The organism is Streptomyces sp. BL1 (assembly GCF_057628045.1).
The window spans coordinates 6,839,673-6,860,774 of the sequence record NZ_JBXYWZ010000002.1; the positions used below are offsets into that span (position 1 = coordinate 6,839,673).

At 72.7% G+C, this 21,102-nt stretch carries 21 protein-coding genes; 10 read left to right on the forward strand and 11 right to left on the reverse strand.

Going from position 1 to position 21,102, the window contains the following annotated elements; translation table 11 throughout:
• Positions 1-78: 78 nt before the first annotated feature.
• A complete protein-coding gene (locus tag AC3AGO_RS29970) occupies positions 79-1,293 on the forward strand; it encodes a cysteine desulfurase-like protein (RefSeq protein ID WP_487823389.1) in 1,215 nt (404 codons plus the stop codon).
• Positions 1,294-1,503: 210 nt separating this feature from the next.
• Here AC3AGO_RS29970 and AC3AGO_RS29975 read toward each other — a convergent pair whose 3' ends face one another.
• Entirely contained in the window at positions 1,504-2,862 is a 1,359-nt protein-coding gene (locus AC3AGO_RS29975; RefSeq protein ID WP_487824866.1) for an FAD-dependent oxidoreductase, read from the reverse strand.
• 156 nt (positions 2,863-3,018) lie between these two features.
• On the opposite strand from AC3AGO_RS29975, the gene AC3AGO_RS29980 reads away from it, so the two are divergent.
• Positions 3,019-3,372, forward strand: a complete 354-nt coding sequence (locus AC3AGO_RS29980) for an ArsR/SmtB family transcription factor (RefSeq protein ID WP_487824867.1) — start codon at positions 3,019-3,021, stop codon at positions 3,370-3,372.
• Between the two features lie 33 nt (positions 3,373-3,405).
• Here AC3AGO_RS29980 and AC3AGO_RS29985 read toward each other — a convergent pair whose 3' ends face one another.
• Entirely contained in the window at positions 3,406-4,266 is an 861-nt protein-coding gene (locus AC3AGO_RS29985) for a LysR family transcriptional regulator (RefSeq protein WP_487823390.1), read from the reverse strand.
• Positions 4,267-4,334: 68 nt separating this feature from the next.
• Here AC3AGO_RS29985 and AC3AGO_RS29990 point away from each other — a divergent pair, with 68 nt between their 5' ends.
• Positions 4,335-5,300 (forward strand): EamA family transporter, encoded by a 966-nt coding sequence (locus tag AC3AGO_RS29990; RefSeq protein ID WP_487823391.1) that lies wholly within the window; start codon positions 4,335-4,337, stop codon positions 5,298-5,300.
• Positions 5,301-5,392: 92 nt separating this feature from the next.
• Positions 5,393-6,130 carry a class I SAM-dependent methyltransferase gene (locus tag AC3AGO_RS29995; RefSeq protein WP_487823392.1) on the forward strand — a complete coding sequence of 246 codons (738 nt, stop codon included), beginning with the start codon at positions 5,393-5,395 and terminating at the stop codon, positions 6,128-6,130.
• Positions 6,131-6,206: 76 nt separating this feature from the next.
• On the opposite strand, the gene AC3AGO_RS30000 is transcribed toward AC3AGO_RS29995, so the two are convergent.
• Complete coding sequence (locus AC3AGO_RS30000; RefSeq protein ID WP_487823393.1) at positions 6,207-6,581, reverse strand: MarR family winged helix-turn-helix transcriptional regulator; 375 nt, start codon at positions 6,579-6,581, stop codon at positions 6,207-6,209.
• Between the two features lie 64 nt (positions 6,582-6,645).
• Here AC3AGO_RS30000 and AC3AGO_RS30005 point away from each other — a divergent pair, with 64 nt between their 5' ends.
• Together AC3AGO_RS30005 and AC3AGO_RS30010 are read left to right on the forward strand one after the other, a co-directional pair.
• Positions 6,646-6,954: a hypothetical protein gene (locus AC3AGO_RS30005; RefSeq protein ID WP_487823394.1), complete on the forward strand. Its 309-nt coding sequence runs from the start codon at positions 6,646-6,648 to the stop codon at positions 6,952-6,954.
• A gap of 82 nt (positions 6,955-7,036) precedes the next feature.
• Complete coding sequence (locus AC3AGO_RS30010) at positions 7,037-7,468, forward strand: hypothetical protein (RefSeq protein ID WP_487823395.1); 432 nt, start codon at positions 7,037-7,039, stop codon at positions 7,466-7,468.
• Between the two features lie 38 nt (positions 7,469-7,506).
• Here the strand turns inward: AC3AGO_RS30010 and AC3AGO_RS30015 are convergent, their stop codons facing one another.
• On the reverse strand, positions 7,507-8,196 hold the full coding sequence (locus AC3AGO_RS30015; protein WP_487823396.1) for a DUF2848 domain-containing protein: 690 nt from the start codon (positions 8,194-8,196) through the stop codon (positions 7,507-7,509).
• A gap of 201 nt (positions 8,197-8,397) precedes the next feature.
• Here AC3AGO_RS30015 and AC3AGO_RS30020 point away from each other — a divergent pair, with 201 nt between their 5' ends.
• Positions 8,398-9,726, forward strand: coding sequence for an MFS transporter (locus tag AC3AGO_RS30020; RefSeq protein ID WP_487824868.1), 1,329 nt, complete (start codon positions 8,398-8,400; stop codon positions 9,724-9,726).
• A gap of 137 nt (positions 9,727-9,863) precedes the next feature.
• Positions 9,864-10,658: a carbon-nitrogen hydrolase family protein gene (locus AC3AGO_RS30025; RefSeq protein WP_487824869.1), complete on the forward strand. Its 795-nt coding sequence runs from the start codon at positions 9,864-9,866 to the stop codon at positions 10,656-10,658.
• A gap of 181 nt (positions 10,659-10,839) precedes the next feature.
• Here AC3AGO_RS30025 and AC3AGO_RS30030 read toward each other — a convergent pair whose 3' ends face one another.
• Positions 10,840-11,466 carry a GntR family transcriptional regulator gene (locus AC3AGO_RS30030; protein WP_487823397.1) on the reverse strand — a complete coding sequence of 209 codons (627 nt, stop codon included), beginning with the start codon at positions 11,464-11,466 and terminating at the stop codon, positions 10,840-10,842.
• 260 nt (positions 11,467-11,726) lie between these two features.
• On the opposite strand from AC3AGO_RS30030, the gene AC3AGO_RS30035 reads away from it, so the two are divergent.
• Positions 11,727-12,146: a hypothetical protein gene (locus AC3AGO_RS30035; protein ID WP_487823398.1), complete on the forward strand. Its 420-nt coding sequence runs from the start codon at positions 11,727-11,729 to the stop codon at positions 12,144-12,146.
• A gap of 32 nt (positions 12,147-12,178) precedes the next feature.
• Here the strand turns inward: AC3AGO_RS30035 and AC3AGO_RS30040 are convergent, their stop codons facing one another.
• The 5 genes from AC3AGO_RS30040 to AC3AGO_RS30060 form a co-directional block, all read right to left on the reverse strand.
• On the reverse strand, positions 12,179-13,225 hold the full coding sequence (locus AC3AGO_RS30040; RefSeq protein WP_487823399.1) for a glutathione S-transferase family protein: 1,047 nt from the start codon (positions 13,223-13,225) through the stop codon (positions 12,179-12,181).
• 107 nt (positions 13,226-13,332) lie between these two features.
• Positions 13,333-14,328, reverse strand: a complete 996-nt coding sequence (locus AC3AGO_RS30045) for an MASE1 domain-containing protein (RefSeq protein ID WP_487823400.1) — start codon at positions 14,326-14,328, stop codon at positions 13,333-13,335.
• A gap of 203 nt (positions 14,329-14,531) precedes the next feature.
• Entirely contained in the window at positions 14,532-15,395 is an 864-nt protein-coding gene (locus AC3AGO_RS30050) for a PP2C family protein-serine/threonine phosphatase (protein WP_487823401.1), read from the reverse strand.
• A gap of 157 nt (positions 15,396-15,552) precedes the next feature.
• Entirely contained in the window at positions 15,553-16,443 is an 891-nt protein-coding gene (locus tag AC3AGO_RS30055; protein ID WP_487823402.1) for a LysR family transcriptional regulator, read from the reverse strand.
• A 199-nt stretch (positions 16,444-16,642) separates the two neighbouring features.
• Positions 16,643-17,266, reverse strand: a complete 624-nt coding sequence (locus AC3AGO_RS30060) for a TetR/AcrR family transcriptional regulator (RefSeq protein WP_487823403.1) — start codon at positions 17,264-17,266, stop codon at positions 16,643-16,645.
• A 101-nt stretch (positions 17,267-17,367) separates the two neighbouring features.
• Here AC3AGO_RS30060 and AC3AGO_RS30065 point away from each other — a divergent pair, with 101 nt between their 5' ends.
• Complete coding sequence (locus AC3AGO_RS30065) at positions 17,368-18,951, forward strand: MDR family MFS transporter (protein ID WP_487823404.1); 1,584 nt, start codon at positions 17,368-17,370, stop codon at positions 18,949-18,951.
• Between the two features lie 757 nt (positions 18,952-19,708).
• Here AC3AGO_RS30065 and AC3AGO_RS30070 read toward each other — a convergent pair.
• Positions 19,709-20,935 (reverse strand): MFS transporter, encoded by a 1,227-nt coding sequence (locus tag AC3AGO_RS30070; RefSeq protein ID WP_487823405.1) that lies wholly within the window; start codon positions 20,933-20,935, stop codon positions 19,709-19,711.
• Positions 20,936-21,102 lie beyond the last annotated feature (167 nt).

The window sequence follows — 21,102 nt, forward strand, 5'->3', positions numbered from 1 at the left end:
CGGTCTTGAACCGGCGCCGTACGAGGGGTAGATCTCGTCACCGCAGCACATCTCTGCGCCGGTCCGGAGGAGTTGCCCGTGACGTACGACATCGCCGCTCTGCGTGCCCGTTTCCCCGCACTGCGGGCCGGCTGCGCCCACTTCGACGGACCCGGCGGCACGCAGACGCCGCTGCCCGTCATCGAAGCGATGGCCGAGACCCTCGCCCAGCCGCTGTCCAACCGGGGTACGCAGACCCAGGGCGAACGCAACGCGGAGGCGTCCGTCCTGGAGGCCCGGCGCGCCATGGCCGACCTGCTGAGCGCGGACCCGCGCGGCATCGTGCTGGGCCGCAGCGCGACCCAGCTGGCGTACGACATCTCCCGCACCCTGTCCCGTACGTGGTCGCCCGGCGACGAGATCATCGTGACCCGGCTGGATCACGACTCCAACATCCGCCCCTGGGTGCAGGCCGCCGAGCGGGCGGGCGCCACCGTGCGGTGGGCCGGATTCAACGCCGGGACAGGCGAGTTGACGTCCGAGCACATCGGCGCGCTGCTCTCGTCCCGCACCCGGCTGGTCGCTGTCACCGCCGCGTCCAACCTGATCGGCACCCGCCCGCCCGTCGCGGACATCGCCCGGCGGGTGCACTCCGCCGGCGCCCTGCTGTACGTGGACGGGGTGCACTACACAGCGCACGGCACCGTCGCGGCGGACCGGCTGGGCGCCGACTTCTTCTCGTGCTCCCCGTACAAGTTCCTCGGCCCGCACATGGGCGTCCTCGCCTGCCGTCCCGCGCTGCTGGAGACGCTGCGCCCGGACAAGCTGCTGCCGTCCAGCGACGCCGTGCCGGAACGTTTCGAGTTCGGCACTCTCCCGTACGAACTCCTCGCCGGCACCCGCGCGGCCGTCGACTTCCTCGCCGGGATCAGCGGCAGCGAGGAGGGCAGCCGCAGGTCTCGTCTGGTGGCCGCGTTCGCCGCCATCGAGGAGCACGAGGAGGGGCTGCGCCGCCGTATCGAGAAGGAACTCGCCGGCTTCGACCGCGTGATCCTGCACTCGCGGGCCGCCGACCGCACCCCGACTCTGCTGCTGACCCTGGAGGGCGCGAGCACCGAGGACGCCTACCGGCATCTGGCGGCGCGCGGAGTGGACGCGCCCTCGGGCAGCTTCTACGCCGTGGAGGCCTCCCGCCATCTGGGCCTCGGCGACACGGGCGGACTCCGCATCGGCCTCGCCCCGTACACCACCACCGACGACGTGGACCGACTCCTGGAGGGCCTGTCGGACTTCCTGCGCCGCGACACACGCTGACCCGAACGCGTGCGCTGAGCGGGAGCCGTGTCGGGCGTGAACGCGCGCTGACGGGCGGCTGGTTGGCCATGGCCCCGCCGCGCCCGCCTCCCGCCGGTCGCGGCGGGCCCACGGCGGGAGTCCGTGAGGCGTGCCGGCCGCCGGCTCGCCGTACGGGCCCCGCCGTCCGAGCCGCTCTCCCCACGGCCCCGCTGACCCCGGCCCTACGGGTCAACAGCCGGCGCCGGCAGGCACGTTGGCGGGCTGCGTCACCCCCGGGCCCGGGCCGCAGCAGCCGCCCTCGTCCTGCTCGGCGGCGCCGGGCTCGTCGAACAGCCCGGCTCCGCCGCACACTCCGGTCTCCGGCAGCGTCAACTCGACCCGTGCGGCGGCCTCCTGGTCACCGGCGAGCGCGGCGGCGATCGAGCGCACCTGCTCATAGCCGGTGAGCGCGAGGAAGGTCGGCGCCCGCCCGTAGCTCTTCATGCCCGCCACGTACAGGTCCTGTTCGGGGTGGGCGAGCTCGTGGGCGCCGTGCGGGTAGACGGTCCCGCAGGAGTGCACGTTCGGGTCGATCAGCGGCGCCAGCCGCACGGGCGCCTGCAGCCGCGTGTCGAGCTCCAGCCGCAGCTCGTCCAGCACCGCCGTGTCGGGACGGAAGCCGGTGAGGGCGATGACCTCGTCGACCGGTTCGCCGCGCCGCCCGTCCTCGGAGACCAGCACCAGCCGCTCCCCGTCCCGTTCGACGGCCGCGGTACGGAAGCCCTGCACGGTGCTCGCGTACCCCGCCTCCACCGCGGCCTTGGCGCGCAGCCCCAACGCCCCGCGTTCGGGCAGCTGGTCGGCCTCGCCGCCGCCGAAGGTGTCCGTGCCCAGACCGCGCCGCAGCACCCACACCGCGTGCGTGCCGGGGTGCCCGTCCGCGAGCGAGGCGAGGCCCGCCAGCGCGGTGAACGCCGAGGCGCCGGAGCCCAGTACGGCGGTGCGCCGCCCCGCGTAACGGGCCCGCACCGCGGGGTCGGCCAGGTCCGGCACGCGGTACGTGATCCGCCCGGCCGCGGCCTGCTCCCCGAGCGCCGGCAGCCCGTCGCCGCCCAGCGGCGCGGGCGAGGACCAGGTGCCCGAGGCGTCGATGACGGCGCGCGCGAGGAGCCGCTCCTCCGCGCCGTCCCCGCGTGTCACGTGCAGGGTGAACGGCCGCTTGTCGCGCCCCGCGTCGACCACACGGTCCCGCCCCGCACGCGACACGCCGGTCACCCGGACGCCGAACTGAACGCGGGCGCCCAGCACTTCGGCCAGCGGCCGCAGATACTGCTCGGCCCACTCGGCGCCCGTCGGGCACGCCGGCCCCTCGGGGCGCGACCAGCCCGTCGGCGCGAGCAGCTTCTCCGCCGCCGGGTCGACCACCTCCGGCCAGGGCGAGAACAGCCGTACGTGACCCCACTCCCGTACGGCCGTGCCCGCGCCGGGACCGGCCTCCAGGACCAGCGGCTCCAGCCCGCGCTCCAGGAGGTGCGCCGCCGCGGCCAGCCCCACCGGACCCGCGCCGATCACGGCCACCGGAAGCCGCGCCCGGTCCTGCCCGCCCATGCCGTGCTCGCCCATGCCGTGCTCGCTCACGCTGCGCTCACTCGTGCTGTGCTCGCTCATGAGGGCCGCCCTCGTCCTGTTTCGAAGTTTGTCTATTCAGTGTCCCGCACTCTGGCACTCGGCATCGAAGGATGTCAATATAGAAGAGTGTCGAAGCTGAAGGAATCACCGGAGACCGCGCGCACCGCGGACCACGAGGCAGCCGTGCCCTGCTGCCCGCCGATCACCTCGCCGGAGCTGTCGGAGCAGGACGCGGAGACCATGGCCGCGATGTTCAAGGCGCTCTCCGACCCGGTGCGGGTGCTGCTGTTCTCCCGGGTGGCCTCCCACGGGGACGGCGAGGTGTGCGTGTGCGACCTGGGCGACCTGGGCGTCTCCCAGCCCACCGTCTCCCACCATCTGAAGAAGCTCCGCGACGCCGGCCTGGTGCTCTCCGACCGGCGCGGCACATGGGTGTACTACCGCGTCGCCCCGGGCGTGCTCACCGCCATGGGCGCCATGGTGGGCTGACGTGCCCCGTACGCAACCGGCCTGCCCCGCAGGTCAGTTGGCGTCCGCCCCGTACAGCTCCGTCAGCAGGGCGACCGCGGCGGACGTGGCCGGGTGCGGTTCGTCGCGCCACCAGATGAGCCGCACCGGTATGGGCGGCGCGTCGCGCAGCGGCCGGAACACCACGCCGGGGCGCGGGTACTGGGCGACGGTGCTCTCCGCCGTGATGCCGACGCTGCGGCCCGTCGCGATGACGGTCAGCCAGTCGTCGACGTCCTGCGTGTACTCGATCGCCGGCTGGTTCCCCGACGGCCACAGTTCCGTCGTGGTGCTGCCGGTGCGCCGGTCGATGAGCACGGTGCGCTCGCTGAGCTGCGCGAGGGTGAGGGAGCGGCGGCGGGCCCACGGATCACTGGCGGCCAGGGCGCAGTAGCGCCGCTCCAGGCCCACGATCGCGCTCTCGATGTGCTGCTGCTCGGGCGCCGTACGGACGACGGCCGTGTCGCAGGCGCCCTCGGCCAGCCCGCCGGTGGGCGAGTTGGTGCGGATCAGCTCCAGTTCGACGTCCGGACAGCGCGTGGGCCAGCGCCGCTGGAACTCCAGCGTGTGCCGCCCCATCGCCGACCAGGCGTACCCGATGCGCAGCCGCGAGTGCCCCGAGGTGGCCTCGCGGACGAGGTCCTCGGCCTCCGCCAGCAGCCGCCGCGCCCGCGCCAGCACCTGTGTGCCGGTCGACGTCGGCGCGACCTGCCGGCTGGTACGGCGCAGCAGCCGCACCCCGAGGGCCGTTTCGAGTGCGGCGACCGTACGGGACACCGCGGCCTGGGAGATGCCCAGCTCGATCGCCGCGTCCGTGAAGCTGCCCGTGTCGGCGATCGCGACGAGACAGCGCAGCTGTCGCAGTTCCACATCCATAACCACAGCGTATCGATAACGCGATCCATGCATTTTGCGCACCCGCAGGAACGCCGCACGCTCGGTGCATGCAGACGACGGCACGTACGCGGCGGCCCGGTGCGGGGCAGGCCACAGCAACCGACCACGGCACCCCCGGCAGCGGCTCCTCCGGCAGCGGCTCCTCCGGACATGACGGCCCCCCTGAACACGAAGGCGGGCGCGGCCAGTTGACGGGCATCGCGCTGATGACCGGCAGCGCCCTGTCCAACCAGACCGGCGCGGCCGTGGGCGCGCTGGCCTTCCCCGTGCTCGGCCCCGCCGGAGTGGTGGCCGTACGGCAGTGGGTGGCGTGTGTGGTGCTGCTGGCCGTGGGGCGGCCGCGCCTGCGCTCCTTCACCTGGGCGCAGTGGTGGCCGGTGCTGCTGCTGGCGGCCGTGTTCGGCACGATGAACCTCTCGCTCTACAGCGCCATCGACCGCATCGGCCTCGGCCTGGCCGTGACGTTGGAGTTCCTCGGCCCGCTGACGGTGGCGCTGGTCGGTTCGCGGCGGGCCCGCGACCTGATCTGCGCGGTGGTCGCCGGTCTCGGCGTGGTCGTGCTGGCCCGCCCGCAGCCGACCACCGACTACGCGGGCATCGGCCTCGGACTGCTGGCGGCCCTGTGCTGGGCGTCGTACATCCTGCTCAACCGCACGGTCGGCCGCCGCCTCCCCGGCGCGGAGGGCTCGGCCGCCGCGGCCGGAGTGTCGGGCCTGCTGTTCCTGCCGATCGGCATCGTCGTCCTCGTCCAGCACACCCCGTCCGCAGGCGCGTTGGCGTGCGCGGCCACGGCCGGTGTCCTCTCCTCCGCCGTCCCCTTCCTCTCCGACCTGCTGTCGCTGCGCCGCGTCCCCGCCCGCTTCTTCGGCGTCTTCATGAGCCTCAACCCGGTCCTCGCCGCAGTGGTGGGCCTGCTCGTACTGGACCAGGCACTCGGCGCCCCAGAATGGCTGGCGATCGCCGCGATCGTCGGCGCGAACGCGGCGAGCCTCCTGGCACGCGACCGCCGCTGACGGCGCGCGGCCGGGGCCCGTACGCGAACAGGCCGCCAGTGGACGGGAGTTAACCGGTGGAGGCCACTGGCGCATCCTGGTAGACAGACAGGATGGTGGACCGCCTCTTCACGGACGCACGGCTCGCCGCGCTCTACGACGCGGTGTGCGCCGGGCGGGACGACTTCGGCTTCTATCTGCCGCTGGTGATGCGGGCGGAGTCCGTCCTCGACGCCGGATGCGGAACGGGCGAGCTGCTGCACCTCGCCCGGAAGGCCGGCCACACTGGCCGGCTGTGCGGGCTGGACCCGGCGCCGGCGATGCTCGATGTGGCGCGGCGGCGGCAGCCGGACGTGGAATGGGTCCCCGGCGACCTCGAATCGGCCTCCTGGGACGGCGAGTTCGACCTGGTCGTCATGACCGGCAACGCCTTCCAGGTGCTCACCGGGGACGACCAGCTCCATGCCGCGCTCGCGTCCGTACGCTCGGCGCTCACCGCCGACGGCCGGTTCGTTTTCGAGACGCGGAACCCGGACGTACGGGAATGGGAGCGCTGGCGGCCGGACGACGTGCGGGAAGTGCCCGACCCCGACGGCGGCGTGGTGCGCGTCAGCCAGGAAACCGAACTGCCGGTGCGGGGCGGGCTCGTACGGTTCTCCAGCACGTTCACCGGACCCGGCTGGGACGGCCCGCTGGTGAGCACCAGCACGCTGCGCTTCCTCGACCCGGACACGCTCGCGGAGTTCCTGACCGGAGCGGGCCTCAAGGTCGAGGCACAGTACGGCGACTGGCAACGCGGCCCGCTGACCCCGCAGAGCCGCGAAATCGTCACCTCCGCCGTACGCGCCTGAACACGCGGGCGCCGTACGCGCCTGACACCCGGGAATCCGCCCCGCGTTCGCGTCCCCGCGCCCTACCAGCGGGGACTCAGCGGCTCTCCATCACCTCGACGAGCCGGGACAGCGCGTCGAGCACCCGCTGCCGGTCCTCGCCGAGGCCGTCCAACAGCTCGGCCTCCGCGGCGAGTTGACGCGGGAACAGCGCGTCGACGGCTTCCTTGCCCGCCTCGGTGATCGTGACCAGCGCGGCCCGCCGGTCGGCGGGGCTGGGAGAGCGGCCGATGAAGCCCCGCTTCTCCAGCTTGGCCAGCGCCTTGCTGATGCCGGCCCGGGAGAGGCCCAGGTCGTCGGCGAGCCGGCGGGCGATGACCGGTTCGGTGGCGTGCCGCAGCGGGATGAGCAGATCCACCTCGGGCGCCGTCAACGGGGCGCCCTCGTAGATATCCGGCGCCGCCGGCTTCACCCTCTTCTCGCTCGTCTGCCTCGCCGGCCTCGGCACGCTGCTGCAACTCGTCCTGCTCGCCGCCGTGGGGGAGTCCGTCGCCGGTACCTGGGTGTCGCTGTTCGTCACCCTGTGCGGCATCGGCGTGATCTTCCCGGCGACGATGAGCCTCGGCCAGACCCTGGGGCGGGCCGCGCCCGGTGCCGCCTCCGCCCTGCTGGGCGGTCTCCAGTTCCTGTTCGGTGCCGTCGCCTCGCCCCTGGTCGGGGTGTTCGGCGACGACAGTTCGGGGCCGATGGCCTGCATCATGCTGGTCTCCGTCGCCGGCGCCGGCCTCGCCCTGACGGCCCTCGCCCGCCCCTGGAGGGGCCACGGCGAGGTGACACGGAGCTGACGCCGACCCGGGCACCCTTGCGGTGGGCGCCCGGGCTTGCTTGGCTGCAGGTGGACGACGTCCCCGCTGCCGAGGAGGAGACGTGACCGAGCGCCCGAACGGCATCATCGAGGAGCTCATCCGCCGCGTCGCGGCCCGTACGGGGCTCTCCCCGGCGGACGCCGCGGAGGCCGTCGAGGACGCCCGCGTCCGGCGCGGCGAGCATCTCGCCGTCGTCGACGAGGAGTTCCGGAAGCTGTACGAGGAGGCCGTCCGCCCCGCGCTCGACGCGTACGAGCCGCTGCTCCAGCGGATGGCCGCCTCCGCGCGGGCCGCCTGCACGGCGCTGGCCCCCGTCGCCGAGGCCGTGGACGTGACGGCGGCCGCCGAGGCCCGCGACGGCATCCGCGACCACGAACGCGGCCTCCGCTTCGCCCACCGGCACCCCGACATGGCGGCGCTCGACGGTCTGCTGGACGCCCTCTACGACAAGCCGGGGGACACGTACGACGCCCCGGGGGACACCGGCGACTGACCCGCGGCCGCCGGCGCCACGCCCGGAGCCCCGCGTCGTCAGCCGATCGGTTCCGGCATCGGCACCACGTCGTACGCCAGGGCGATCACGTTGCCGGTCTCCGGGTCGGCGAGCTCGACCCGCCACCGCCCGGCGAACTGGTCCACGCCGTGCCGCATCGGGATCGTGCCCGAGATCAGGACCGTGCCCGGCTCCAACTCGCCCCGCCCGCGCAGCACATCGGCCCAGTAGCCGGGCGTGAGCAGCTCGCCCGCCGTACCGTCCTGAATGAGCTGCTCCGCGCCGTCGGCGCCGGTCACCCACGCGCGCAGGGTCAGGCTGTCGAGCCGCCCGGCCACGTCGTCGAGCCGCCACGCCCGGTCCGCGAGGACGTCGGGGCCCGCGTTCTTGCTCCAGGCCACCCCGTGCGCCTCCAGGGCGCGGTCGGTGTGGTCGCAGGCGGCGGTCAGCAGGAGCTCCCCGGTGTCGTCGACGACGAGCGCCCACTCGGCCTCGCCCGAGGTCTTCCCGTGCTGTGCGGCGACCGCCTCCGTCTGCTGTGCGAGGTAGGGCGAGACGGGGTACAGCGCCGGGATGACGGCGGGGGCCGGTACGCCCAGTTCCGACAGTTCCGCCACGTGCGCGGCGACATCGTCCTGGCTGCGGCCGGCGTACCCGGCGTTCAGCAGGCGGGTCACGGTCGCGGTGCGGCTGGTGCCGTCGGGCAGGGCGAACGAGAGGCTCGGCATGGTGGGGGTCCCTTCCGGTCGGACTGGGTTGCGCGGAAGTAAATTCCGCGCACCAGGCTTGCGCATACGAGCTGTATACAGCAAGTATGCTCCGCAGAGGAAGGGCCGACGACGAGGGGGCCACCCGTGAAGGACCAGCAGACGCACCCGGCGCCGGAGGGCGGGCAGAGCCCACCGGCGAACCCGGACCGCAAGACCTTGATCAAGGCGTTCACCGCCAGCCTGACCGGCACATCTCTGGAGTGGTACGACTTCGCCGTCTACTCCGCCGCGTCCGCGCTGGTCTTCGGGAAGCTCTTCTTCCCCTCCGACGACCCGCTCACGGGAACGCTGCTCGCCTTCTCCACGTACGCCGTCGGCTATGTCTCCAGGCCGCTCGGCGGCTTCGTCTTCGGACGGCTCGGCGACGTTATCGGCCGCAAACGCGTCCTGGTCGCCACGCTCGTCCTCGTCGGCGCGGCCACGTTCCTGATCGGCTGTCTGCCCACGCACTCCAGCGTGGGCGCGATCGCTCCCGTCCTGCTGGTCCTGCTGCGCTTCGCGCAGGGCGTCGGCGTGGGCGGTGAGTGGGGCGGCGCCGTCCTGCTCACCAGCGAATTCGGCAACGCGCGACAACGCGGCTTCTGGGCCTCGGCGGCCCAGGTGGGCCCGCCCGCCGGCAATCTCATGGCCAACGGCGCGCTGGCCGCGCTCGGCGCGCTGCTGACGGAGGATCAGTTCCTCTCGTTCGGCTGGCGCATCGCCTTCCTGCTCTCCGGCGTGCTCGTCGCCTTCGGCCTGTGGGTGCGCGTGCACCTGGAGGAGACGCCCGTCTTCCAGGCGATGGAAGCCGGCGGGGAGCGCTCCGAGGCGCCCATCCGCGAGGTGTTCACCACCCAGCCGCGGCAGCTGATCGCCGCGATCCTGTGCCGCGTCGCCCCCGACGTGCTCTACGCGATGTTCACGGTCTTCGTCCTCACGTACGCCACCGAACAGCTCGGCATGGCACGCGGCCAGGCCCTCACCGCGGTGCTCGTCGGCTCCGCGCTGCAGATCTTCCTGATCCCGCTCGCCGGCGCGCTCTCCGACCGCTGGAACCGGCGCCGCCTCTACCTGGGCGCCGCCGTCGCCGCCGGCATCTGGCCGTTCGTGTTCTTCCCGCTGGCCAACACCGGCTCGTGGGCGCTGCTGGTGCTCGGCGTCATCGGCGCCCTCGTCATCCACTCCGTGATGTACGGGCCGCAAGCCGCTTTCGTCGCCGAGCAGTTCAGCCCCCGCCTGCGCTACACCGGCTCCTCCCTCGCCTACACGCTGGCCGGTGTCATCGGCGGCGCCGTCGCCCCGCTGGTGTTCACGGCACTGCTCGGCGCCTTCGGTACCTGGGTTCCGCTCGCGTGTTACATCGTGCTGACCGCCGTGCTGACGGTCACCGGTGTGCTGCTGGGCCGGGACGCGGACCACGCCGAGGACGAGGAGTACACCCGGCTGCTCGACGACTCCGCCGCGCAGACGTCCGCCGCCACGCCGGCAGCCGCCGAGCAGTACCGCTGACGCCGAACCCCCGACATCCGTACGGCCGGTGACGCGCGACCGGCGACGCGCGGCCGGTGTCGAGGAACGCGATCGCCGCGGCGTACCGTACGGGCCGCGCACCATCCGACAGAGACAAGGGAGTGGCTGTGACGACGCTGCGCACCGCACTGTGCCAGTTCACATCCGGTACCGACCCGCAGGAGAACCTGCGCTCCATGGACGCGCTCGCGCAGCGGGCCGCCGGTGAGGGCGCCCAGCTCGCGGTCTTCCCCGAGGCGGCCATGGCCCGCTTCGGCATCCCGCTCGGGCCGGTCGCCGAGCCGCTGGACGGCCCGTGGGCGGACGGCGTGCGGGACATCGCCCGGCGGCACGGACTGACCGTCGTGGCCGGGATGTTCACTCCCGCCGACGACGACCGGGTCGCCAACACGCTGCTCGCCACCGGGCCCGGCGTGGACGCCTCCTACGACAAGATCCACCTGTACGACGCGTTCGGCTTCTCCGAGTCCGACACCGTGGCCCCCGGCTCGCAGGTGGTCACCATCGAGGTCGCCGGCGTCCGCGTGGGCCTGGCCACCTGCTACGACGTACGGTTCCCCGAACTGTTCCGCGCGCACGCGGATGACGGCGCCGTACTGTCCGTGCTGCCGACGTCCTGGGGCGCGGGCCCCGGCAAGCTCGCCCAGTGGGAGCTGCTGACCCGTGCCCGCGCGCTGGACGCGACGATCTGGCTGGCTGCCGCGGGGCAGGCGCCGCCGGACCCGGAGGCGGACATCGAGGAGCGGACCAAGGCCCCCACCGGGATCGGGCACAGCGTGCTGGTGGGCCCGGACGGCCGGATCAGGGAACAGGCCGGTACGGCACCGGAGTTGCTGATCGCCGACGTCGACACGGACGAGGTCGAGCGCACCCGCAAGGCCGTCGCCGTACTGGACAACCGGCGGCTGTAGCAGGGCCGTCGGGCAGACGGGCGTACGGAAAGCCCGGCCGGGCCGGCCGATCGGAGGCTGTCCGGGCAGGCCGGTCGCGCGGCAGTCGAGCCGTACGGGCAGCGTCGAGTCGTACGGGCAGCGGGGGCGGGAGCCCCGGCTCGGCCCCCGGCCCGGCTGTCCGGCCGTCAGGCCGACCCGCTCAGCCCTCGGCGAGGATGCGGCGGGTCGCCGTGATGTGCGCGTCGATCGCGGCGCACGCGGCGGCCGCGTCGCCCGACTCCAACGCCTCGACGATGCGCCGGTGTTCGGCGATGACCTCGTCCTGCCGGCCGCCGGACCGGTAGAGGGCGACCACGCCCGCGCGGATCTGGCGGCTGCGCAGTGCGTCGTACTGCTTGGTGATCAGCTCGTTGCCCGTCGACGCCACGAGCGTGGCGTGGAAGCGGTGGTCGGCGGCGATGAACTCCTTGGCGTTCTCCTCGCCGCGCAGGCCGGCCTGTTCGTCCAGGACCCGGCCCATCCCGGCGGCGGGCACGGAGTCGTTCGCGACGGCACGCTCCGCCGCGTACCGCTCCAACAGGCCGCGCATCTCCATGAGTTCGCCGATCTCCCGGCCCGACAGCGGCGCGATGTAGGCGCCGCGCTTGGGCACCAGCGACACCAGATCCTCGGCGGCGAGCAGCAGCAGTGCCTCGCGGATGGGTGTACGGGAGACGCCGATCCGGTCGGCGATCATCTGCTCGGAGAGGAACTCACCCTGCATGGCGGGATCGGTGAGCACGGTCTCCTTGAGGAAGGTGTACGCCTTCTGCCGCCCCGACTCCACGAACCTCTCTCCCCACCGGCGCTCCGACGCGCCGCAGAACTGCACACGAGCAGTGCACACATAGACTGCATACGAGCTGTATACACATTAGCAGGGATGTTACGGGATTCCGCCCGTACGGAGGCGGGACCGCGTCCGGTTCCACTCGTACGGGAAGACCGCCCGTCCGGCCCTGCACTCCGGCCGCCACCCGGATGACACCAGTTCGGAAAACCGCGCGCCTCCCCGGTGTCACCCGTGCGAGCGGTTAGCGATGGAACATGATCGACGTTGTGGACGACCTCTCCCGTCAGGCCCACCTGACCGAGGCGCTGGAAGCGCACTTCGGCCCGTGCGACGCCTGGTCCCTCAAGGTCAAGGCGGCCTGCTGCCAGCTGCGCACGCTGAATCAGCTCACCGACGACACCACGTACGGCGAGTTCCTGCACTGCGCCAACGAGGCGTTCCGCCTCAAGGACGAGAGCACCCTCGCCGTCCCCCGCCCGTACAGCACGTACCTCGCGCGGACCCTCGACGAGGCGTACGGCGCCGAGCCCTCGGACACCGCCGACCTGATGTGGGCCTTCGTCCTGGGACTCGAAATCCTGCTCAGCGGCGAGCACTTCGAGACGGTGATGCGCGCGGCACACTACGCGTGGGACATGGCCCTCGCCGCCGAACGGCCCCTCGCCGCGGGCTGAGCGCCGTCGCACGGCGTGACCCTGACGCCGCGTCAGGGGCGGTGCGCTGCCGGTACCGCTTCGGAGGGCGGCACCGGCCCCGGGGGAGTGCCGTCGCCGAACGGGCTGCCGCCCAGCTGTTCGCGGTGGTGCGGCGTCTGCCAGCCGGACAGGTCGGGGCCGGCCGGCACGATCGCCGTCGGATTGATGCCCGTGTGGACCATGTAGTAGTGCCGCTTGATGTGGTCGAAGTCGACCGTGTCGCCGAAGCCCGGAGTCTGGTACAGGTCGCGGACGTACGCCCACAGCACCGGATCCTCGGCCAGCTTCGAGCGGTTGCACTTGAAGTGGCCGTGGTAGACGGCGTCGAACCGCACCAGCGTGGTGAACAGCCGGATGTCGGCCTCCGTAATGGAGTCGCCCACCAGGTAGCGGCGGTCCGCGAGCCGGTCCGAGAGCAGGCCGAGACGGCGGAACACGTCCGCGTACGCCGTCTCGTACTCGTCCTGGCTCGTGGCGAACCCGGCCCGGTACACCCCGTTGTTGAGGTCCCGGAACACGCCCTCCATCACCTCGTCCAGCTCGTCCCGGTGCGCCCGCGGGTAGAGGTCGGGGGCGCCGGTGCGGTGCAGTGCCGTCCACTCGGTGGCGAAGTCCAGGGTGATCTGCTGGAAGTCGTTGGTCACCAGCTGCCCGCTGGGCACGTCCACGATCGCGGGCACGCTCACCCCGCCGGGGTAGTCCTTCTCGCGGGCGTCGTACGCCTCGCTGAGGTAGCGGATGCCGAGCACCGGGTCACGGTCGCCGGGGTCCAGCGTGAAGCGCCAACTCCGGTCGTCCTGCAGCGGATCGGTGACGGCGAGGGAGACCGCGTCCTCCAGGCCCAGCAGCCGCCGCGACACCAGCGCCCTGCTCGCCCACGGGCACGCCCTGCTGACCACGAGCCGGTAGCGGCCCGGCTCGACGGGCCAGCCGTCCCGGCCGTCCGCGGTGATCCGGTCGGCGAAGTGGCTCTTGGACCGCTTGAACGCCTTCTTGCCGTACGTGGCGTTGCCGTCCTGCTCCGCCGGGCCGCCGTCGCTCCGCGTGTGACTGCTCATCATGCGTCCTCTCTCACGGGCTGTTCCGGACCGTCTGCCATGCTCGCAGCGTTCGCGTACCGGTGCGGCCCGCCGTCACGCGTGGACCGCGGCGACGGGCAGGGGAGTCACGGGTTCCGCCGCTTGTTGGCGTCCGGCAGCGGCCAGCGGCTCCTCGCCGACGACTCGGGAGCGAGGTGGTCCACCACTTCGGCCAGCTCCTGGCACACCTGCTCGATCTTGCGGCGGACGTTCCGCTGCTCCGTGACCATCGCCGCGAGCAGCAGCGCGGTCAGCGCCGCCGACCCGTTGAGCGCCTGGAGCTTCACCATGGCGTGTATCAGTGAGTGGTTCTGGAACGGTCCGACCTGGTCGGTCGCCGCCGCCGTCGCCGCCACGGACACGAGTGCCGCGCAGGGGGCGCTGCCCGCGAGCTGGAAGCGCAGTGCCGCCCAGATCAGCAGCGGGAAGACGAGGAACAGCACGTCGAGGGCGCCCCTGGTGACCAGGGGGGCGACGACGAGCGCGGTGACGGCGAGGGCCGCCGCCTCCGCCCACCGGTACCAGTACTGCGGCATCCGGATCCGCGTCAGCACGAGCAGCAGCGGCGTGAAGACGAGCACCCCCATCGCGTCCCCGGCCCACCACGCCGTCCACACCGGCCAGAACTCCGCCGGCGGCATCTTGCCGGTGAACAGCAGCAGGCAGGGCCCGACGGTCGCGCTGATCAGCATGCCGCCCAGCGCACCGAGGAACACCAGCGCCAGCCCGTCCCGCAGCCGGTCCAGCTCGTTGCGGAAGCCCACTTGACGGAGCATCAGGTAAGCGCAGACCGGTGAGAGGGTGTTGCCCGCCACCACGGGAAGCGTGGAGGGGCGCAGGGGGCTGAGCGTGATGACGACGAGCAGCGCGCCGATGGCGATTCCCGGCCACACCCGCAGCCCCTGGTACAGCAGGCAGCTCAGCGCGACGCCCGTGGCCGGCCACAGCGGCGTGACCACGGCGCTCTCCACATGCACCTGCTTGACCAGGCCGATCCGCCCGGCGGCGTAGTAGAGGAGAGCGACGACGAGGATACGGAGTCCCGTCGCGCAGAGATGTCGGAGTCGTTCTGAGCGCACCACAGCAGCCATCAGACAACGTCCGCGGTCGGAGGCGGAGCTGACACGCGCTGGTCCGGCGCTCGGATTATCCGGCCGCCCGGCGCGTTCCCCGGATCCGTCCGGAAGTCATCCCCTGCCCGGCCGGAAGTCGCCGTACTGCCCGGAAAGCCGCAGACCGCCCGTACGGAAGCCGCCGCTCGCGCGCGGGCGTACGGCTCGGGGCGTCAGCCGGCCCGGTCCGGCGGGGCGTCCGCCGGGGGAGACCCGTCGTGCTGGAGGACGAGCACGGCCGCGTCGTCCGAGTGGCCGGTGAGCTCGGCGACCTGCATCACGTCGGCCGCCAGGTCTCCCGGGTCCGCGCCGGCGGCGACGGAGGCGTGGGCCACCCGCGCCACCCGCTCCAGCCCCTCCTCGATGGGGAACGCGGGGCCCTCCACCACGCCGTCCGTGAACAGTACGAACGCCCCCTCCGCGGTCAGCCGTCTGCGGGTGACCGGATACTCCTCGGCGGCCTGGATGCCCAGCGGCAGCCCGCCCTCGTCCTCGGCGATGGACGCCCGCCCGTCGGCAGTGGCCCACACCGAGGCCACATGTCCGGCGCGGGCGCTCTGCAGCTCCCACGTGACCGGGTCGAAGCGGAAGAAGCCGCAGGTCGCGAAGAGGTCGTAATCCGTGGACAGCAGCAGGTCGTTGGCCCGGCTCAGCACCTCGCCCGGATCGGCGCCGACGGCGGTCGCGGCCACGGCCCGCAGCCCTATGCGGACCTGCCCCATGAACGCCGCCGCCTCGACGTCGTGCCCCTGAACGTCGCCGATGGAGATCCCGAGCGAACCGTCCGGGAGCCGGAAGCTGTCGTACCAGTCGCCCCCGATGTCCAGCCCGTCGCGGGCCGGCGCGTACCGCGCGGCGATCCGCAGGCCCGGCACGGACGGCAGGGCCACTGGGAGCATCTCCCGCTGCAGCGCCTCGGCGAGCTCCACCCGGGCCTGCTGCAGTTCTATCCCCTCACGCGCTTGCGCGGTGAGCCGCCCCAGCCTGACCAGCAGGTCGTCGGCGCTCACCGGGCGCGGGGGACGACGCCGGGCCATGAGCCGCTCCGAGGTGTATAAGTGTCCGAACCGCTCCGGGTGGCCCCGCAGCGGCGATCCGCCCGCACATCCTATTTGCGTGCCCTGTCTCGCGCCGAGTGAAAACGTCCCCCGGTCTCCCGGCGCCCCTCGGATCGGACCGTCTCACCGGACCGGCTCAGACGGCCGCCCCGGCCTCGGCGGACAGGCAGGTGCGGAAGGCCGCGGCAGCCGGGGACAGCGGCCCCTCCGCGCGGTGCGCCAGCTGGATCGCGAACGCGTCGTCGCCCTCCCGGACCGGTACGCGGGCCAGACCCGGCACCTCCGTCGCGGGCAGCGGCGGGCCGAGCGTGACGCCCATGCCGCGCACCGCCAGATCGAGCGCTGACCGCGTGTCGCTCACCTCGTACGCCTGCGTGCGGCGCAGGCCGGCCCGCTCGCACAGCGCGTCCGTCCACTGCCGTACGCCGAGGCCGGTCCCGAAGTCGATGAACGGTTCCCCGGCGAGCTCCGCCAGCGCCACGCTCGGCCGGTCCGCGAGACGGTGCCCCGCCGCGCACAGCAGCCGCAGCGGCAGCGTCTCCAGTACGTCGAGCACGCAGCCCGTCACGGCGTCCGGCGGCAAGGAGACGACAGCCAGGTCGAGTTCACCGTCCCGCAGCAGCGCCAGCAGATCGCCGGAGTGACCGTCGCGCACGCGGACCGCCATCCCGGGGTGCAGCGCGCGGAACTCCGGCAGTGCCCGGTCGAGCCCGCCGTGCGGCCCGAGCATGCGGGGCACGCCCAGCGTGAACGTGCCCGTCCGCAGCGCCTGCGTGTCGGCGACCGCGCTGCGCCCCGCGGCGGCCGCCCGTACGGCCTGTTCCGCGAAGGGGCGCATCGCCCGGCCGGCCGCGGTCAGCGTGACCCCGGACGGGGTGCGGACCACCAACTCCGCCGCCAGTTCCTCCTCCAGCCGGCTCACCGCGGCCGACACCCCGGACCGCGCCATCCGCAGCTGCTGCGCCGCACGGGTGAACTGCCCGGAATCGGCGAGCACCAGAAAGCACCTCAGATGGCGGAGCTCCACAGCGTGTTCCTTTTCCCCAAGGGACGTCCGGCCGTATCGGCATCCCTGCCGGGCTCCACCGTATTCCGGCGTGGGGCGCGGGGCGTGGAGGCGTTTCCCGGACAGCGCGGCCGCGCCGTACGGCCCGTCTGCGGCCACGTCCGCCGCGCGCGGCGGACCGGAGCCAGGCCGTTCCGTCGCCGGTGCCCGCCGACTCGCTCTATGCGCCGCCCGCGCTCGCCGACTCGCCCGTACTCGCCGACTCGCCTGTGCCGCGGCCCAGTTCGGCGCGGGTGATGAGTTCCTGCGCGACCTCCATGACCGCCTTCTGCTTCTCCTCCCACTCGCCCTCCAGCTGGTGGTGGGCGAAGAACATGCCGGCGTGCATGGTGAACATCGAGGTGAGGGCGCGCACTTGGTCGACCATCGGGGCGTCCTCCTCGCGGAGCAGCCCGGACAGCGCGACGATCTTGTCCTTCATGTCCTGGCCGAGGCGGAGTTCGCGCACGGCGGCCTGGTTCTCCTGCATGAAGCGGAACAGCGGCGCGGCCCCGTCCAGCGCGGCCGCGTAACGGCGGAGGATCTCCAGCTTCGTCTCCAGCGTGCGCGGCTGGGCCTCGGCCCATTCGATGAGCTCGGTGACCGGCCGGGTGAGGTCCTCGGCGATGCCCGCGAGGATGTCCTCCTTGGTCTTGAAGTGGTAGTAGAGCGCGGCCTTGGTCACCCCGAGGTGCTCGGAGATCTCGCGCAGCGAGGTCTTCTCGTACCCCCGCTCGGCGAACATCTCCAGAGCCACGTCCTGGATGCGCTGACGTGTGTTGCCCCGGTGGTTTCCCCTGGCCATGACGGCTCCTCCCGCACTTGCTTGACGACCGGCTAGTGGTCGCTCTACTGTCTCCATCGTACGCACTTGCCGGTCGGCAAGTAAGACAGGGGGAGAGGTAGATGGTGCAGAAGGAACAGCAGGCGATATCGGGGGAGGCCGGGGACGGCCCCAAACCGCGCAGCATGTACGTGGTCGTGTTCGCGCTCATGGTCGCGGTGCTGCTCGCCATGCTGGACAACATGATCGTCGGCACCGCGATGCCCACGATCGTGGGAGAGCTGGGGGGACTGGAACATCTCTCGTGGGTGGTGACCGCGTACACGCTCGCCACCGCCGCCTCCACCCCGCTGTGGGGCAAGCTCGGCGACATGTACGGGAGGAAGGGCGCCTTCCTCACCTCGATCGTGATCTTCCTGCTGGGCTCCGTCGCCTCCGGCGCGGCACAGGACATGGGGCAGCTCATCGGCTTCCGCGCACTCCAGGGGCTGGGCGCGGGCGGCCTGATGGTCGGCGCGATGTCCATCATGGGCGAGCTGATCCCGCCGCGGGAGCGCGGCAAGTACCAGGGCATGATGGCCGGCGTCATGGCCGTCGCGATGATCGGCGGGCCGCTCGTCGGCGGCACCCTCACCGACCACCTCGGCTGGCGCTGGGCGTTCTACATCAACCTCCCGCTGGGCGCGATAGCGCTCGTCATGGTCACCTCCGTACTGCACCTGCCCAAGCGGAAGGCCACGGGACGGATCGACTACCTCGGCGCGGGGCTGCTGACCGTCGGCATCACCGCGGCCGTGCTCGTCACCACCTGGGGCGGCACCGAGTACGCCTGGAGTTCGACGGTCATCCTGGGGCTCATCGCCGTCGGCGTGGCCTCCCTCCTCGGCTTCTTCTTCGTCGAGCGCCGTGCCGCCGAACCGGTGCTGCCGCTCGGCGTGTTCCGCAACAGGAACTTCTCCCTCATCACCGGCATCGGCTTCCTGCTGGGCTTCGCGATGTTCGGCTCGATGACATTCCTGCCGCTCTACCAGCAGTCCGTGCAGGGCGCCTCGGCCACCAACTCCGGCCTGCTGCTGCTCCCGACGCTGCTGGCGATGATGGTCGTCTCGCTGATCGTCGGCGCGGCCACCACGAAGACCGGCCGGTACAGGATGTATCCCATCGCCGGCGGCGTGCTGATCCCCGTGGGCCTCTTCCTGCTGGCGCAGATGGATGTCGGCACGAGCCGCTTCACCTCCGGCCTCTACATGGCCGTCTTCGGCGCCGGCATGGGCTTCCTGATGCAGCTGACCATGCTCATCGCGCAGAACAGCGTGGAGCTCAAGGACATGGGCGTCGCCTCCTCGACGACCACCCTCTTCCGCACCATCGGCGGCTCGTTCGGCGTCGCCGTCATGGGCGCGCTCTTCAACAGCCGGGTGCAGGAGACCATGGGCGGCCAGGGCGGCGCGGCCGGCAAGGCCACCGAGGGCGCCGCGCAGCTCGACGCGGCCTCGCTGGCGAAACTCCCCGACGCGGCCCGTGAGTTGTACCGGCACGCCGTCGCGTCCGGCACGCACACCGTGTTCCTGGTGGCCGCGGGTCTCACGGTGCTGTGCTTCGTCGCGGCCTGGTTCATCAAGGAGGTCCCCCTCCGCGGAGCGGAGCCGCCCCCCGAGGAAGCGGCCCCCGCGGACGGGGCCCCGCGCGAACCGGCCACGGTCTGACGGACATCGCGCGTACGCCCCGTCGCCGCACTTCGCGGCAGGCGGGGCGTACGGCGTTCCCCGTACGGAAGTCCGGGGCGGAGCCCCGGCGTCTTTCGCGCGGAGCGCGGGGTCTGGGGCGTAGCCCCAGGTCCTCCTCCCGGCCTGAGCGGTGGGGTCCGGAGGCCCCTCCCTCCTCGCGCGCAGCGCGGCTCGGGCGGCAGCCCCTCCTTCCGCGCTCGGCGCGCCTGGGGTTCGGGGTGGCAGCCCTCTTCTTCCCGCTCGCAGGGCGGGGCTGGGGGCCGGGGCGGGAGCCCCTCTTTCTCTCTCCCTCCCCGGTGGGTTGGGGTCCGGGGCATAGCCCCGTTCTTTCCGCGCGGAGCGCGGCGGGGTGCAGGGGCGGAGCCCCGCGCGGGGCCCGGGGCGCCAGCCCCGGTTGCTCCTTCCGCCCCCCGGCGGGGGTTCGGGGCGTAGCCCCGGTTCCCCCTCTTCCCCGCCCGCAGGGCGGGGCTGGGGTCCGGGGCGGCAGCCCCGGAAGAAACGGGTAGGGGCGGGGCCGGGGCCAAGCCCTCACCGCGGCGCGGGCGTTGCGTGCGTGGGGACGTGGCCTCGCGGCTGGCGGTCCGGTGTGCCCACCCGTTCCGCCCCTTGGGCGGACCAGCTGCCCACACCTCGGAGGTGTGCCCGTCCCGCGCGGCGGAGCCGCACATCCAACGCAGCCGCCCCTGGGCGGACCGCGTGCCCACACCGGGGCGGGGCCGGTTACGCGGGGTGTGGGTCAGGTGCGGGCGGGCGGGGTCTGCTCGGCTGGTGCCGCCGAGGACGCGGCGACGGTGCCGGGGTGCCGGGGTCGCGGGGGAGCGGCGCGGCGGTCGAGGTGCGCGGAGAGCGCCGCGAGCAGCAGGGCGCTGCCGGAGAGCACCGCACCGGCCCAGTTGGGCGCGGTGTAGCCGAGTCCCGCGGCGATGACCAGGCCGCCGAGCCAGGCGGACAGCGCGTTGCCCAGGTTGAACGCGCCGATGTTCGCGGCGGAGGCGAGGGTCGGCGCGGCCGGCGCCTCGTCCAGGATCCGCTTCTGCAGCGGCGGCACGGTGGAGAAGCCCAGCCCGCCGATGAGCATCAGCGTGACGGCGGCGGCCGGCTTGTTGTGCGCCGTCACGGTGAACAGCACGAGCATCAGCACGAGTCCGCCGAGCGCCACGTACAGCATGGGCATCAGTGCGCGGTCGGCGAACTTGCCGCCCAGGACGTTGCCCAGCACCATGCCGATGCCGAACAGCACCAGCAGCCAGGTGACGGAAGTTGGGGCGAATCCGGCGACGCCGGTCATCATCGGCTTGATGTAGGTGATGGCGGCGAACACCCCGCCGTAGCCGAGGACGGTCATCGCCATCGCGAGCCACACCTGCGCGTTGCGGAAGGCCGCGAACTCGGTGCGGATACGGACGCCTTCGGGCTTTCCCGTCTCGGGGACGAGCTTCGCCACGCCGAGGAAGCCGATGACGCCGAGCGCCGCGACACCGGCGAACGTGGCGCGCCAGCCGGCGGCCTGCCCGACGTACGTGCCCAGCGGGACGCCGATGACGTTGGCCACGGTCAGGCCCATGAACATCATGGAGATCGCCGAGGCCTTCTTCTCGGGTGCCACCAGTCCGGCCGCGACGACCGAGCCGATGCCGAAGAACGCGCCGTGCGCGAGCGAGGCGACGACGCGGCCGATGAGCATGACGCCGAAGACGGGGGCGACGGCGGAGAGCAGATTGCCGGCGATGAAGAGGCCCATCAGCATCAGCAGCATCTTCTTGCGGGACACCTTGGTGCCGAGGACGGTCAGCAGCGGCGCGCCGACGACGACACCGAGGGCGTAGCCGGTGACCAGCCATCCTGCGGAGGGGATGGAGACCCCGAAGTCGCCCGCGACCTCGGGGAGTACCCCCATGATCACGAATTCGGTGGTGCCGATCCCGAAGGCCCCGATGGCCAGGGCCAGGAGCGCGAGAGGCATGAGCGGAACCTTCCAGAGGAATGCGAGTGCGCCGTGCCGGCGCGAGTGCGTCTGACAGGTGCTGGTGTGCTTCACGAGCACCGTGCGCCTTACGAGCGACGACAATAATTGCAGACGCGGGATAAATGCAAGCGCGGGTATAAGCACTGCGCGACTGTGCTCATGTG

Excerpts from the sequence above, each read along its gene's own strand:
- AC3AGO_RS29975 (WP_487824866.1), bottom strand. The coding sequence starts at position 2,862 with ATGGGCGGGCAGGACCGGGCGCGGCTTCCGGTGGCCGTGATCGGCGCG.
- AC3AGO_RS29985 (WP_487823390.1), bottom strand. The coding sequence starts at position 4,266 with ATGGATGTGGAACTGCGACAGCTGCGCTGTCTCGTCGCGATCGCCGAC.
- AC3AGO_RS29990 (WP_487823391.1), top strand. The coding sequence starts at position 4,335 with ATGCAGACGACGGCACGTACGCGGCGGCCCGGTGCGGGGCAGGCCACA.
- AC3AGO_RS29995 (WP_487823392.1), top strand. The coding sequence starts at position 5,393 with ATGGTGGACCGCCTCTTCACGGACGCACGGCTCGCCGCGCTCTACGAC.
- AC3AGO_RS30015 (WP_487823396.1), bottom strand. The coding sequence starts at position 8,196 with ATGCCGAGCCTCTCGTTCGCCCTGCCCGACGGCACCAGCCGCACCGCG.
- AC3AGO_RS30035 (WP_487823398.1), top strand. The coding sequence starts at position 11,727 with ATGATCGACGTTGTGGACGACCTCTCCCGTCAGGCCCACCTGACCGAG.
- AC3AGO_RS30040 (WP_487823399.1), bottom strand. The coding sequence starts at position 13,225 with ATGAGCAGTCACACGCGGAGCGACGGCGGCCCGGCGGAGCAGGACGGC.
- AC3AGO_RS30050 (WP_487823401.1), bottom strand. The coding sequence starts at position 15,395 with ATGGCCCGGCGTCGTCCCCCGCGCCCGGTGAGCGCCGACGACCTGCTG.
- AC3AGO_RS30060 (WP_487823403.1), bottom strand. The coding sequence starts at position 17,266 with ATGGCCAGGGGAAACCACCGGGGCAACACACGTCAGCGCATCCAGGAC.
- AC3AGO_RS30065 (WP_487823404.1), top strand. The coding sequence starts at position 17,368 with ATGGTGCAGAAGGAACAGCAGGCGATATCGGGGGAGGCCGGGGACGGC.
- AC3AGO_RS30070 (WP_487823405.1), bottom strand. The coding sequence starts at position 20,935 with ATGCCTCTCGCGCTCCTGGCCCTGGCCATCGGGGCCTTCGGGATCGGC.